Below are 13,613 nucleotides of genomic sequence, written 5' to 3'. Positions count from 1 at the left end.
ACTGGATGATGCCTTATATATTATGCGCATATGTGGATTCTTTTGCGATTGAAGCCGCAGACATGTTTTACAGGGTTTCGACGCTTATTTTCTTCCGCGAACCTGAAAATTCTGAACTATGCTCATAAACGTAACGGTCGCTGGCAATGATCTTTTTCAATGCGCTTGCGATTGCGGCAAACCCAAAACTGGTGCGTATTGATATACGTCAATGCCATCCCCGGATTCGCGTCTAGCCTTAAAGGTAGAAAGCCCACAATTTTTCACATCACTTTTTTACATCACTCAACTGGAAGGAGCTACAAACATGTCTGTTACAAATCTTCGCGACGAAAGCGCCGTCCAGGAATTTGCGGCACGGGCGTACGATTCAATTCCCATACGAACCGCGGATCGCTGGGAAATCTGGTCTTTACAGGCTGAACAGGGAATCGAGCCGTGTTTTGCCACCGAGCGTCGCTTTACCTGTACCGATTCACAATGTCCGTGGCGGGACGAATGCCTGGGTTTGCAGGCGGAGTGGCGTCGCTGATATGAGTTTTCACTACCCGGATCGTTATGTCAGCGCCCTTACCCGTGACACGCTGGCACTGGTGCTGGCAGGCGGACGTGGTAGTCGCCTGGGTGGTCTGACCACCCAGCGCGCCAAACCGGCGGTGCCTTTTGGCGGCAATATGCGCATTATCGACTTCCCGTTGTCCAACTGTGTGAACTCGGGAATCCGTCGTATTGGTGTTCTTACCCAGTACAAGGCCCAATCCCTTATTCGCCACCTGAACCTGGGCTGGGGATTCATGCGGGGTGAGTTGGGCGAATTCATAGAATTGCTGCCCGCACAACAGCGCACCAGTGAGTCCTGGTATAACGGCACCGCAGATGCGGTGTACCAGAATATCGATATCATCCGAGCGCACGATCCCCGGTTCGTGCTGGTTCTGGGTGGTGACCATATCTACAAAATGGACTACGGTTCGATGCTGGCAACCCATGTGGAGAACCGCGCTGATGTTACGGTGGGCTGCATGGAAGTGCCTGTGGCTGAGGCTACCGCGTTTGGGGTGATTGAGATCGAGGAAGACGGCCAGGTCTCGGCATTTCGAGAGAAGCCGGCAGAACCCAAGCCAATGCCCGGCCGGCCAGATACCGCTCTCGTTTCCATGGGCATCTATGTGTTCAATGCGGATTACCTGATTGACCGCCTGCAGCATGACAACGATATTTTTGATTCCGCGCACGATTTCGGTATCGACCTGTTGCCTCGTGCGGTAGAAGAGGATCGGGTGTTTGCGTCCCCGTTCAGAGATCCGCGCACCGGCGAACGCGCCTACTGGCGCGATGTTGGTACCCTTGATACCTACTGGGCGGCCAACCAGGAGCTCATTGGCGTGTTGCCGGAGCTGGACCTGTTTGATACCAAGTGGCCTATCCGCACCTTTCAGGAACAGGGGCCGCCGGCTAAATTCGTATTCGATGATGAGGGTCGCAGAGGCATGGCGGTGGATTCCATGGTCACCACCGGCTGTGTTATCTCCGGTGCCTACATCCGTCATTCGGTGCTGTTTTCGAACGTTCGGGCAGAGGAATCCTCGCGGGTAGAATATTCCGTGGTATTACCTCGCGTAGTCATAGGGGCCCGTTGCCAGGTACATAAAGCCGTTATCGAGACCGGCTGCGTGCTCGCCCCCGGTACGGTGATCGGCCTTGACCCGGAGCACGACCGCCAGCGCTTTGAAGTGTCGCCCGAAGGAGTGGTGCTGGTGACCCCGGAAATGCTCAACCAGAAACTCGATTACATCCGGTAATGCCTCTCCCCTGCCCCTTTCCTGGCGAGTGATTGTGTAAATAGCCGGCATTCAAGCTATGATGCGCAGGTAATCCACATCACCCCAGGAAATATGTATGAAAATTGGTATCCTTTCGAGGAACCGCAGGCTTTATTCAACCCGCAGGTTGCTGGAAGCGGCAAAGGCACGAGGACATGATGCCAGCGTAGTCGATGTCCTGAAATGCTACATGAATATTACCGCCAATGACCCCACCGTAACCTATCAGCATTCAGCAGAACGGGTAGAGACCCTGGAGTTTGATGCCCTGATCCCCCGCATCGGCGCCAGCATCACCTCCTACGGCTGTGCCGTATTGCGCCAGTTCGAGGTCGGCCATGTCTATTCCATTAACGAGTCGATTGCCATTACCCGCTCTCGTGACAAGTTGCGCGCACACCAGCTACTGGCGCGCCGTGGCTGCGGCCAGCCGGTAACCAGTTATGCGCACTCCGCTCGTGCCACTGATAAGCTGATCGAATCCGTGGGTGGTGCCCCGCTGATCCTCAAGCTCACCGAGAGTACACACGGCAACGGTGTATTGCTGGCGGAAACCAAGAAAGCGGCGGAAGCCCTGATCAACGCTTTTCGGGGTATCGGCTCTGATTTCCTGGTCCAGGAGTTCATCAAGGAAGCGGGTGGCTCGGACATCCGCTGCTTTGTTGTTGGCGACAAAGTGATCGCGGCCATGCAGCGCAAGGCGGCAAAAGGAGAGTATCGCTCCAATCTGCACCGCGGTGGCACCGCCGAAGTCATCAAACTTCGCCCCGACGAGCGTCGCCTGGCGGTCAAGGCAGCGAAGGTGATGGGCCTCGACCTGGCTGGCGTGGATATCCTGCGTTCTGCTCACGGGCCGCTGGTGATTGAAGTGAATTCTTCTCCCGGCCTGGAAGGCATTGAGCGGGCGACCGGTATCGATATCGCCGGCAAGATCATTGCCTACATCGAAAAAGATGCGCTGGCCGGGCCCAACAAACCGGTGGGTAAAGGCTAGCGAGACGCGACCTGACCTGCGCGGCCCGACCTGCGCGGCCCGACCTACGCGGCCCGACCTAGCTAGACCCGACCCACCGCGGTCTGTATTTGGTGAGCCGCCAACGGAAGACGATACCTCCGGCGCGCAGGCCAAAGGCAGCGGCGACGGCCAGTGGAAGCGCCAGGTCGGGACTTGCGCCCTGGCTTGTCATCAGCACGTAACTGACTGCCCCCAGTGCTGCCGCGGTGACATAAATGTCCGGTTCCAGCAGTACCGGTGGACGGCCGAGCAGGCTGTCGCGGATCAGCGAACCAAAGGTGGCAGTCATCATTCCCATGCCGATGGCCACCAGCAGGGGCGCGTCCCAGGCCAGGGCTTTCTGCGCTCCCAGCACGCTGAACAGCGCCAGCCCCAGGGCATCGGCCCATAGGAGCAAGGTACGGAGGGACAGAAACAAGTGCGCCAGGAACCAGGTCGCTACGCTGGCGCCGATACAAACCCACAGATAGGTGGTATTGCCGATCCAGAACACTTCGTTGGTTTGCAACAACAGGTCGCGAAGTGTGCCGCCACCGATACCGGTGATGGTTCCGAACAGGATAAACCCGAGGATATCCAGGCGCTTTTGGGCCGCTGCCAATGCCCCGCTGATGGCGAAAACGGCGATACCCAAAAGATCAAAGGTATAGATAATGATCTCGGTCTCCATGTGTGCTCCTTGCGTAGGTAGATCTGGCACGGTGCGGTAATTATGCGTGTTATGATTCCATCACCCTAACCCTCATTGGTACGATTATGCACATTCCCGGCTACCTGCGGCGGTTTTCGAGGTCGCTATGCGGCGGGGCAACAGTGCTGTCGATGCTATTGGGAAATGCTTCCCTGGCGGCAGCTGAAGCAGATGACAGCCTCAACGCCGATGCCCGCGCCCAAAAAATTCTCCAGCAACGCTGCGTGGTCTGTCACGCCTGTTATGACGCCCCCTGCCAACTCAAGCTGGAGGCGCATGAAGGCCTGGTCCGCGGCGCCAGTAAGACACTGGTATATGATTCCACCCGATTGCTGGCGGGGGATTTAACCCGGCTGTTTGATGATGCCCATAGTACTGAGGCATGGCGGGAGAAAGGCTTTTACCCGGTTCTGGATGAAACCTCGGCAGAGCGTGGCACCCTATACCGCCTGCTCACCCTGAAGCAGGAACACCCCATGCCTGTGGGCGGCGATTTGCCCGAGGGTTTCGATTTTGACCTGCATCGGGATCAACAATGTCCCAAATCGGGCGAGTTTGATGAGTTTGCCCGGGAATACCCGCTCTGGGGTATGCCCTACGGTCTGCCCGGGCTGAAGCCGGAGGAGCACCAGTTACTGACACAATGGCTGCGCGATGGCGCCCGCGCTCCGGCGCAAGCACCATTGTCTGTTCGGGTAGAAGATGAAGTGGCTGCCTGGGAGCACTTTCTCAATGTGCCGGACGATAAGAGTCGGTTGATGGCGCGTTATCTGTACGAACACCTGTTTCTTGCGGCTCTATATCTGGAAACTGTTGATTCACCGGATTGGTTCCGGGTGGTGCGTTCATATACCGCGCCGGGCACCCCCCTCGAAATAATTAATAGCCGTCGCCCCTATGATGATCCGGGCACCAGCGAGTTTTATTACCGACTACAGCGCATGCCGATTGTGGTGGCGGCCAAAAGCCACCAGCCCTACCGTTTTGACCGGGCACGCAGGGATTGGTATCGGCAATTGTTTCTGGAGGCAGATTATAGTGTCGCCACACTCCCCGACTACGACCCCCGGTTCGCCGGCAATCCCTTTCGCAATTTTGCCGCAATCCCGGTGCGTAACCGCTACCGGTTTCTGCTGGAGGATGCGGAATTCACCATCATGAATTTCATCAAGGGCCCTGTCTGCCGCGGCCAGATTGCGCTCAACGTTATTGAGGATCGATTCTGGGTGATGTTCATGGACCCGGATGCCATGGACCCGGAAGTTGATGCCGCATTCCTCCAGCGCGAGAGTGATAATTTGCGCCTGCCCGGCGCGCGCACGGGTTCGGTCATTGATTTGCTGGCCTGGCGCCGTTATGCGCGCGCGCACAAACGTTATGAAAGTGCAAAGGCCACGTATCTGGATACGCAGTACCGGGAAAATGGACGTGCACCCGGGATAGACACTATCTGGGATGGCGACGGAGTCAACCCCAATGCCTCGCTGACGATTTTTCGCCATATTGATACGGCGTCGGTGGTCAAGGGGTTCGTGGGCGACACGCCCAAGACCGCCTGGGTCATCACCTACTCCCTGCTGGAGCGGATCCATTACCTGCTGGTAGCCGGCTTTGATGTTTACGGCGCGGTGTCGCACCAGCTGGAATCGCGGCTGTATATGGACTTCCTGCGCATGGAGGGCGAGTTCAACTTCCTGATGTTTTTACCCGCCGATACGCGTCAGCCATTGCGGGATTACTGGTACCGGGATGCCCCCAAATCTGCCCGGGACCACGTTTTCACCCAGTCTGCTGTTATTGAACGCGAAAGCCCCCTGCCCTATACCAGCGCAGACCCGAAGGCTGAATTCCTGGGCTGGATGCGCGAGCATATTCACGGCGCGAATGCGGCCAACTTTGATTACCGGCGTACTGCCAGCGGCACTATGGCCGATGCCTTTGACCGCTTGCAGGCAACGCGCGGTGCCCATAATCGCTTTCTGCCGGCGGTCAGTTTCATCAACGTGATTGGCGGGCGCCGCAACGAGGCCTATACCCTGTTGCACGATGCCGGCTACAGCAATATCGCCCAGCTGTTTCAGGAAGAAGAACGCAGATTACCGGAAGAGGACGCGGTGACCGTGGCGGCCGGATTTATTGGCGCTCATCCGAATCAGTTTTTTCAGGTTCATGAAAAACAGGTGCCGCTGTTCGTGGCGGATATTCTTGCCCTGCAGGACGAGGAGGATATGGACCTGTTGCGTTATCGCTATGGTGTTTTGCGCACCTCACCGTGGTTCTGGGCAGTGAGCGATCGTTTCCACACATTGCAACGCGCTCAGGATCCACTCGCAGCCGGAATGTTTGACTACAACCGCTACCACGGCTACTAGGAGCCGTTGGCGGGAGTATTGCCGAACCAGTACAAATCGCGCTGCAGTCGCACTACCTCACCGACGATGATCAGTGTATGGGCTGTTGGCCTTGCGGCAGCAACTATATCTTCAATGGTGTCCAGAGTACCGACCAGGATACGTTGCTCTGGCAGTGTGGCGCGCTCGATAACCGCTACCGGCGTTGTTGGTGAGCGTCCGTGGGCCTGCAGCTGTTGGCAGATTTTATCCAACGCGGAAAGGCCCATATAAAACACCAGGGTTTCCGTGGGCGAACTGAAGGCCTGCCAGTCGTGTTCTTCCTGGCCGGCCTTCAGGTGCCCGGCAACAAAGCGTACCGACTGGGCGTAGTCGCGGTGGGTAAGCGGAATACCGGCGTAGCATGCGGCCCCCGAAGCGGCAGTGATGCCGGGCACTACCTGGAACGGAATGCCGTGTTCGGCCAGCAGCTCAATCTCTTCACCACCGCGCCCGAAAATGAAGGGGTCCCCGCCCTTGAGCCGTGCCACCCGCCTGCCCTGGCGGGCAAGCTCCAGCAACTGCTGGTTGATTGCGGGCTGCGGCACACTGTGTTCGGCCCGTCGCTTGCCCACATAGATACGGTCCGCATCGCGGCGCGCCATATCGAGGATCAGGGGGTTAACCAAACGGTCATAGAGCACTACGTCGGCAGCCTGCAGCAGGCGCAGCGCCTTGAAGGTCATCAGGTCGGGGTCACCCGGGCCTGCGCCGATCAGATAGACTTCGCCGTGGGTAAGGGTTTCCGGGTTGTGCTGCTGGGCTTGCAGCAATGTCTCGAGATCGACACTGGCTTCCGCCTCGCGCCCGCTGAGCACCTTGCCGGCAATGGGGCCATCGATAATCTGCTCCCAGAAGCGCCGGCGCAGTTCCACATCCGGCAATGCTGTGGCCACCGTGGTACGCAGGCGACGGGCAAAGGCGGCAAGTCGCCCATAGGTTGCCGGCACCATGGCTTCAATACGCCGGCGCACCTGGCGTGCCAGCACCGGGCTGCCGCCGTTGCTGCCAATCGCGATCACCAGCGGCGAACGGTCAACGATTGCCGGGAACAGGAACGTGCATAGCGCGGGAGAATCCACCACATTAACCAGAATGTTGTGGGCGCAAGCCTGTTCGGATACCAGGGCATTCACTGCCCGGTCCGGCGTTGCCACAATCACCAGCCGTGCGCCCAACAGCTGCTCTACTCCGGCGTATGGCTCGGGTAACCACTGGTGTCGGTTATCGGCAGGCGTCGCCTGCACTGGCACATCAGCGGTGCCAAGCCCCAGCAAATCCTGCAATTCCGGGGTGATCTCAGGCGCGATCACGGTCAGTGCCGCGCCGGCGCTGACCAGCAGCCTCGCCTTGCGTGTGGCCACCTGCCCGCCGCCGATCAGCACCACGCAGACCTCGTCCAGTTTTAAAAAAAGCGGCAGGGTTTCCATAGTGTGGTACCGGCAAATGATTGCTTAAAGGGTGGCCAGGCCGCCCATATAGGGTGCAAGGGCCGAGGGCACGGCCACGCTCCCATCGGCCTGCTGGTAATTTTCCAGGATCGCGACCAGGGTGCGGCCAACGGCGAGGCCGGAGCCGTTGACTGTGTGCAGAAGCTCCGGCTTGCCGGTAGCAGGGTTGCGCCAGCGTGCCTGCATGCGCCGTGCCTGGAAGTCGCCAAAATTACTGCACGAGGATATTTCCCGGTAGGTGTCCTGTGCCGGCAGCCAGACTTCAAGGTCGTAGGTCTTGCAGGCAGAGAAACCAATATCCCCACTGCATAACACCACCTTGCGATAGGGCAATTCCAGCAACTGCAGCACACGCTCGGCGTGATGGGTCAGTGATTCCAGGGCTGTGGCAGACTGGTTCGGACGCACCAGCTGTACCAGCTCTACTTTTTCGAACTGGTGCTGGCGAATCATGCCACGGGTATCGCGGCCATAGCTGCCGGCCTCGCTGCGAAAACAGGGGCTGTGGCAGGCGTAGTGGATACCCTCTGGCCCCAGTTCAACGTCCTCATAGATGCGGTCCCGGGCAACATTGGTTACCGGCACTTCGGCGGTCGGAATCAGGTAATAGTCGGCGTCTGCGCGCAGCTTGAACAGGTCGGCCTCGAACTTGGGCAATTGACCAGTGCCGCGCAGTGATTCCCTGTTGACGATATAAGGGACGTTGATTTCACAATAGCCATGCTCACCGGTGTGCAAGTTGAGCATGAACTGGATAAGTGCCCGGTGCAGTCGAGCCAGGGGGCCATACATGACGGTGAATCGGGAGCCGGCGATTTTGCCGGCGGTGGTGGCGTCGAGTTGCTGCAGCGCCTCGCCGATTTCAACATGATCCCGGGCCGGGAAATCAAAGGCCGGTGGCGTCCCCCAACGCGCGAGTTCGACATTATCGGACTCACTGGCACCGTCCGGTACATCGTCTGCCGGTATATTTGGAACTTCCAATAGTAGTGCTTCAATCTCTGCCTGTACGGTCCTGGCCTGCTCGGTCAGCGTATCCAGCTGGGCTGAAATTTTCTCAAGGGTCTCATTGACCTGAGCCTTGGCATCGTCGACGCTCAGGCCCTGGCCGACCAGCTGGCCAATTTTTTTTGAGGCATTCTTCCGTTCGGACAGCAGGTTCTGGCTATCCATATCCGCCTGCTTACGGCGGGCATCCAGTGCCTGGAATGCCTCCACGTCAAAGCTGAAACCACGCCGGGCCAGTTGTTGTGAAACAGCCTGAGGATTGTTCCGTATGGCCTTGATATCCAACATATTCCAGTTCCTGTGTATTTTTTGTAGTGGTTCAGGCCAGGGTTCGGGTCAGGGCGATTCCCGCCCCTGCACCGAGTACGCACAGCCCCATACTCGCTGCCATATAAATGAGCGCCTGGGTCGCTTGCCCCGACTCCCACAGGGTCACCACCTCCAGCGAAAAAGTGGAAAAGGTGGTGAAAGCGCCCAGAAATCCCACTGCCAGAATGCTGCGCCAGTCAGGGTGCAGCAGGTGCCGCTCCAGCAGCACGAACACGACGCCGATTGCAAAGGAGCCGGTGATATTGATCAGCAGCGTGGCCACCGGAAAGACGCTGTGCCAAACACTTTGCGTCCACAGGGAAAGCGAGTATCGAGCCACTGACCCGGCGGCGCCGCCAAGGGCTATGAACAGCAGGTATTTCATCGTGAACGGTGCCTTGTGGCGTGCAGGCGGGCATTGTACTGATTTTGCAGCGCCGAGTGTAGGCGCTGTGGCCTAGGAGTAGCGGCGGAGGGGGCTGGTCTGGTCCAGTTGGCGCAGGTGCTCGAGTTTGTCCCGGATCTTCTGTTCCAGGCCGCGCTCCGTGGGGTGGTAGTAGCGGCGATCACGCAGGGCTTCGGGAAAGTAGTTTTCACCGGCGGCAAAGGCGCCGTCTTCATCGTGGGCATAGCGGTATTGGGCGCCATGGCCCTCGGCTTTCATCAGCGCAGTGGGGGCGTTGCGCAAATGCAGCGGCACTTCCTCGCTGCCATTGGCGGCGATATCCGCACGGGCCGCATTGTAGGCGCTGTAAACCGCGTTACTCTTCGGGGCACAGGCCAGGTAGACCACCGCCTGGGCCAGGGCCAGCTCCCCTTCCGGGCTGCCCAGTCGCTCCTGCACCTGCCAGGCGTCGAGACACAGGCTCAGGGCGCGCGGGTCGGCATTACCGATATCCTCGCTGGCCATACGCACCACCCGGCGCGCCAGATACAGCGCATCGCAGCCGCCATCCAGCATGCGGCACAGCCAGTACAGGGACGCGTCCGGGGATGAGCCTCGCACCGCCTTGTGCAGTGCACTGATCTGGTCATAGAACAGGTCGCCGCCCTTGTCGAAACGGCGCAGCGAGGCCTGCAGTACTTCTTCCAGTGTGGCAGGGGTGATCTCACGGGGGAGACCTGAAGGCCCCTCCTCGGCCAGGTCAGCGGCCAGTTCAAGCAGGTTCAACGCGCGCCGGGCATCGCCATCGGCCTGGCGTGCAATCATGCGCAGGCAGTCCTCGCTCGCGGCGGTGGCCGGCAGCAGTTCGGACAGCCCACGCTGCAATACACCCAGCAGGTCGCCCTCCTCCAGGGCGCGCAGTTTGTATACCCGGGAACGTGACAGCAGGGCATTATTGAGTTCAAAGGAAGGATTTTCAGTGGTGGCGCCGATAAAGATGACGGTGCCCTCCTCCACGTGCGGCAGAAAGGCATCCTGCTGGGACTTGTTGAAGCGATGAACTTCATCCACAAACAGCACGGTATCGCGGCCACTGGCCTTATGCTGGCGTGCCTGGCTGATAGCTTCGCGAATCTCCCTGACCCCGGCCAGTACCGCCGAAAGTTGCAGGAAATGGGCATTGGCGGAACCGGCGACAATCCGCGCCAGGGTGGTTTTGCCAACGCCGGGCGGCCCCCAGAAAATCATTGAGTGCAGCTGTTGCCTGGCGATTGCCTGGCGCAGGGGTTTGCCTTCCCCCAGCAGATGACCCTGGCCCGCAAATTCCGCCAGGGTGTACGGTCTTAAACGTGCGGCCAGCGGCTGGTAACCGGCACCGGCATCGCCGCCGAACAAATCATTCGTCATGGTAAAACAGGTCTGCATCCGGCGGCGGCATAAATTCAAAATCCGCGGCTGTCAGCGGGCTGTCGGGGTCCAGAGCCTCGAAGTCAATGAGCACGCGCTGATTGAGGTTATCCAGTACCTCCATGCCGCGAATAAGCCGCCCGTCCAGTTCCAGGATAAGACGCCTGAAGCCCGCGTCTGTCGTGTGTGGTGTCAATACGAAGCGACCTTCAGCATCCTGGCCCACGGCATAATTCCGGCGCAGTGCCGCGTCGTTCCCTCCCAGTACCTGCAAAGGCGTCATCGCCTCGCTATCGGCCAGCGGTCGCCGGGTGACCGTTTCGAGATCGCGGTCAAAGTGCCACAGATATTCGGCATTGGCGATAATAAGCTGGCTGTCCGGCGCCGTTATTTCCCAGGCAAAATAGCCGGGCCGCAGTAGCCGGAAGCGGCCGCTGGATTCGGATTCCAGAACGTCGCCCTGGCTGTACTGACGTTGCCGGAACTCACCCTGCAACTGGCTGATATTGTCCAGTGCAGCCAGCAACTCGTCTACCGGTTCCGCGCGCAGGGGTGTGGCGAGCAGCAAGAGACTGAACAAAAGAGCCGTAACGGTATTCAACACGGGCATGCTTCCTGATAGTGGGTGGCGGGAGCGCGGGGACGCGAACCGGCAGTAATTTATTCGGGCGGTGGCGGCGCCAGTACTTCACGCTGGCCGTTGCTGCTCATCTCGGTAACTACCCCGGCCCCTTCCATCGCCTCGATCAGACGCGCGGCGCGGTTGTAACCGATCCGCAGTTTACGCTGCACCGACGAAATGGACGCTCGCCGGCTTTGGGTCACGTAGTGCACTGCCTCGTCGTAAAGTGCGTCGCCCTCCTCTCCTTCGTCACCATTGGTGGCCTGGAGTTCCCCCGCGGTGACCGGCGTGTTACTGCCCTCGTCGAGCAGACCGTCAATATAGGTCGGCGTGCCGCGCCGTTTCCAGTCCGCGACCACCCGGTGCACTTCCTCGTCCGAACAGAAGGCACCGTGCACCCGGGTGGGGAGGCCCGAGCCCGGCGGTAAGTACAGCATGTCGCCATGACCCAGTAACTGTTCAGCGCCACCCTGGTCCAGGATGGTGCGGGAATCGATTTTGGAAGATACCTGGAAGGCGATCCGGGTGGGAATGTTGGCCTTGATCAGGCCGGTAATGACATCGACCGAGGGCCGCTGGGTGGCCAGGATCAGGTGAATCCCAGCCGCGCGCGCTTTCTGGGCAATGCGCGCGATCAGCTCTTCCACTTTCTTGCCCACAATCATCATCATGTCGGCGAATTCGTCAATCACCACCACAATCGCCGGTAGATGCTCCAGGGCGGGAGGATTCTGCTCCTCTTCGGTGAGGGCAAAAATCGGGTCGGGCTTCCACAGTGGGTCGGGGATGGGGTTGCCCGCTTTCAGGGCGTCCTCGATCTTGCGATTGTAGCCGGCCAGGTTGCGCACCCCGAGATTCGCCATCAACTTGTAGCGGCGCTCCATTTCCGCCACGCACCAGCGCAGGCCGTTGGCCGCGTCTTTCATGTCGGTAATGACCGGGGTCAGCAGGTGCGGAATACCGTCATATACCGACAGTTCCAGCATCTTCGGGTCCACCATCATCAGTCGCACTTCGGCCGGTGTGGATTTGTACAGCAGGCTCAGGAGCATGGCATTCACCCCTACCGACTTGCCGGAACCGGTGGTGCCGGCCACCAGCAGGTGCGGCATCTTGGCGAGATCCGCCACTACCGGTTCCCCGGAAATGTCGTGGCCCAGGGCCAGCGTGAGGGGGGATTTGGAGTGGTCGAAGGCGCGCGAGGACAGCACTTCGCGGAAGTTGACGATTTCCCGGTCTTCGTTGGGAATCTCGATACCGACGACCGATTTACCCGGAATCACCTCGACCACCCGTACACTGATGACCGCCAGTGACCGTGCCAGGTCCTTGGCAAGATTGGAGATGCGGGACACCTTTATGCCGGCGGCGGGCTGGATTTCGAAACGTGTAATAACCGGTCCCGGATATACCGCCACCACTTCCGCGGTAATGCTGAAATCTGCCAGTTTCAGTTCCAGCAACCTCGACATGGCTTCCAGTGCTTCTTCGGAAAAGCCCTTGCTGGGGTCTTTAATCTCGGCATCAAGCAGGCCCAGGGCCGGCAATTCGCCGGTAACAGGCCCTTCAAACAGGGGTTGCTGCCGCTCTTTCTCGGCCCGTTCACTTTTTTCAGGTTTCGGCTGAAACGGTTTTATCTTGGGGGGCGCGCGCCGCTTGCCACGCTCCACGTGGTCCTCAATAACCGCCTTGCGAGCCTCCAGTGCACGCTCGCGCAAACGACGGTCGCGGATGCGGTCGATCGTTGCAACCAGCCACTGCGTGGTTTTTGCGTACAGGGCCATACTCCAGCGGCCCAGCCGTTCCATCAGTTTCAGCCAGCTCAGGTCGGTGAAAATGGTCATCCCGAACAGGAATACCGCAAGCAGGATCAGCCGGCTGCCAATATCGCTGAAGGCTATGGTAAAGGCATCGCCGATCGCCTGGCCGAGAATGCCGCCCGCACCCTGTGGCAGGCCGGAACCGCCAACATCATTGATGGCAGTGAGCGCGGTGCCCGCGATCATGACCAGAACCAGCCCCAGTGCACGGATGCCAAAGTTGATCCACTCAAACGCTTTGTTGCTGTGTCGCTGTACAAGAATTACCACGGCCCGATAGGCCAGTAGCAGAGGAAACAGATAAGCGGCATAACCCACCAGGGAAAAGGCGACATCGGCAACCCAGGCGCCAGTAGGGCCGCCCGCATTGGCTATGCGATTACCGACGCCGGTTGCGGACCAGCCCGGATCCTGGGCGCTGTAGGTGAGCAACGCGAGCAACAGGTAAAGGCAGACGGCACTGACACCAATAAAGGCGCCCTCGCGCAATCTCGGCGCCAGTAAACTGGTGTTCTTTGAACTCTCCGGCACGCGTTATGATCCCCTTACGCGCGGTGACCCGAAGGCCGGGGCACCGCTGACAAGTAAGTTAATTGTCGCTGTTTTTATTCGAATATTCAATAAGTTATAAACCATATTTAGAAACGGCCTCGCCTTTGCCGGAGACGCCACTTTGCATTACTATGGGCAAC

The 13,613-nt window shown here is 59.1% G+C and carries 11 protein-coding genes; 4 read left to right on the top strand and 7 right to left on the bottom strand.

Features of this window, described 5'->3' with window-relative positions; translation table 11 throughout:
• The first annotated feature begins 307 nt into the window (after nucleotides 1–307).
• From CWI75_RS09760 to rimK, 3 genes are all read left to right on the top strand, one after another.
• Nucleotides 308–532 (top strand): hypothetical protein, encoded by a 225-nt coding sequence (locus CWI75_RS09760; RefSeq protein ID WP_101521303.1) that lies wholly within the window; start codon nucleotides 308–310, stop codon nucleotides 530–532.
• A 1-nt stretch (nucleotide 533) separates the two neighbouring features.
• On the top strand, nucleotides 534–1,802 hold the full coding sequence (glgC, locus tag CWI75_RS09755) for a glucose-1-phosphate adenylyltransferase (protein ID WP_101521302.1): 1,269 nt from the start codon (nucleotides 534–536) through the stop codon (nucleotides 1,800–1,802).
• Nucleotides 1,803–1,899: 97 nt separating this feature from the next.
• The gene (gene rimK / locus CWI75_RS09750; RefSeq protein ID WP_101521301.1) at nucleotides 1,900–2,817 is read left to right on the top strand and encodes a 30S ribosomal protein S6--L-glutamate ligase; all 918 of its coding nucleotides are present in this window, start codon (nucleotides 1,900–1,902) and stop codon (nucleotides 2,815–2,817) included.
• Between the two features lie 58 nt (nucleotides 2,818–2,875).
• Here rimK and CWI75_RS09745 read toward each other — a convergent pair whose 3' ends face one another.
• Entirely contained in the window at nucleotides 2,876–3,508 is a 633-nt protein-coding gene (locus CWI75_RS09745; protein WP_101521300.1) for a trimeric intracellular cation channel family protein, read from the bottom strand.
• Between the two features lie 152 nt (nucleotides 3,509–3,660).
• Here CWI75_RS09745 and CWI75_RS09740 point away from each other — a divergent pair, with 152 nt between their 5' ends.
• Complete coding sequence (locus CWI75_RS09740) at nucleotides 3,661–5,901, top strand: fatty acid cis/trans isomerase (RefSeq protein WP_241521157.1); 2,241 nt, start codon at nucleotides 3,661–3,663, stop codon at nucleotides 5,899–5,901.
• On the opposite strand, the gene cysG is transcribed toward CWI75_RS09740, so the two are convergent.
• The 6 genes from cysG to CWI75_RS09710 all read right to left on the bottom strand — a co-directional run bounded on the left by cysG (nucleotide 5,898) and on the right by CWI75_RS09710 (nucleotide 13,452).
• Nucleotides 5,898–7,349 (bottom strand): siroheme synthase CysG, encoded by a 1,452-nt coding sequence (gene cysG, locus CWI75_RS09735; protein WP_101521298.1) that lies wholly within the window; start codon nucleotides 7,347–7,349, stop codon nucleotides 5,898–5,900. The two genes, CWI75_RS09740 and cysG, sit on opposite strands and share 4 nt — an antisense overlap.
• A 24-nt stretch (nucleotides 7,350–7,373) precedes the next feature.
• Complete coding sequence (serS, locus tag CWI75_RS09730) at nucleotides 7,374–8,666, bottom strand: serine--tRNA ligase (RefSeq protein ID WP_101521297.1); 1,293 nt, start codon at nucleotides 8,664–8,666, stop codon at nucleotides 7,374–7,376.
• Between the two features lie 31 nt (nucleotides 8,667–8,697).
• Nucleotides 8,698–9,072, bottom strand: a complete 375-nt coding sequence (gene crcB / locus CWI75_RS09725; protein ID WP_101521296.1) for a fluoride efflux transporter CrcB — start codon at nucleotides 9,070–9,072, stop codon at nucleotides 8,698–8,700.
• 72 nt (nucleotides 9,073–9,144) lie between these two features.
• Nucleotides 9,145–10,479 (bottom strand): replication-associated recombination protein A, encoded by a 1,335-nt coding sequence (locus tag CWI75_RS09720; protein WP_101521295.1) that lies wholly within the window; start codon nucleotides 10,477–10,479, stop codon nucleotides 9,145–9,147.
• On the bottom strand, nucleotides 10,469–11,083 hold the full coding sequence (lolA, locus tag CWI75_RS09715) for an outer membrane lipoprotein periplasmic chaperone LolA (RefSeq protein ID WP_162300041.1): 615 nt from the start codon (nucleotides 11,081–11,083) through the stop codon (nucleotides 10,469–10,471). Before lolA ends, CWI75_RS09720 begins: the two co-directional genes overlap by 11 nt.
• Before the next feature lie 56 nt (nucleotides 11,084–11,139).
• The gene (locus CWI75_RS09710) at nucleotides 11,140–13,452 is read right to left on the bottom strand and encodes a DNA translocase FtsK (RefSeq protein WP_241521156.1); all 2,313 of its coding nucleotides are present in this window, start codon (nucleotides 13,450–13,452) and stop codon (nucleotides 11,140–11,142) included.
• Nucleotides 13,453–13,613 lie beyond the last annotated feature (161 nt).

This window comes from Kineobactrum sediminis, assembly GCF_002868715.1.
GTDB classification, from domain to species: domain Bacteria; phylum Pseudomonadota; class Gammaproteobacteria; order Pseudomonadales; family Halieaceae; genus Kineobactrum; species Kineobactrum sediminis.
The sequence above is the reverse complement of the archived record's forward strand: the minus strand, read 5'-3'. Positions and strand labels throughout refer to the sequence as shown.

Coding starts and splice junctions, on each gene's coding strand:
- cysG (WP_101521298.1), bottom strand. CDS start 7,349: ATGGAAACCCTGCCGCTTTTTTTAAAACTGGACGAGGTCTGCGTGGTG.
- glgC (WP_101521302.1), top strand. CDS start 534: ATGAGTTTTCACTACCCGGATCGTTATGTCAGCGCCCTTACCCGTGAC.
- CWI75_RS09745 (WP_101521300.1), bottom strand. CDS start 3,508: ATGGAGACCGAGATCATTATCTATACCTTTGATCTTTTGGGTATCGCC.
- CWI75_RS09760 (WP_101521303.1), top strand. CDS start 308: ATGTCTGTTACAAATCTTCGCGACGAAAGCGCCGTCCAGGAATTTGCG.
- CWI75_RS09740 (WP_241521157.1), top strand. CDS start 3,661: ATGCTATTGGGAAATGCTTCCCTGGCGGCAGCTGAAGCAGATGACAGC.
- rimK (WP_101521301.1), top strand. CDS start 1,900: ATGAAAATTGGTATCCTTTCGAGGAACCGCAGGCTTTATTCAACCCGC.
- serS (WP_101521297.1), bottom strand. CDS start 8,666: ATGTTGGATATCAAGGCCATACGGAACAATCCTCAGGCTGTTTCACAA.
- crcB (WP_101521296.1), bottom strand. CDS start 9,072: ATGAAATACCTGCTGTTCATAGCCCTTGGCGGCGCCGCCGGGTCAGTG.
- CWI75_RS09720 (WP_101521295.1), bottom strand. CDS start 10,479: ATGACGAATGATTTGTTCGGCGGCGATGCCGGTGCCGGTTACCAGCCG.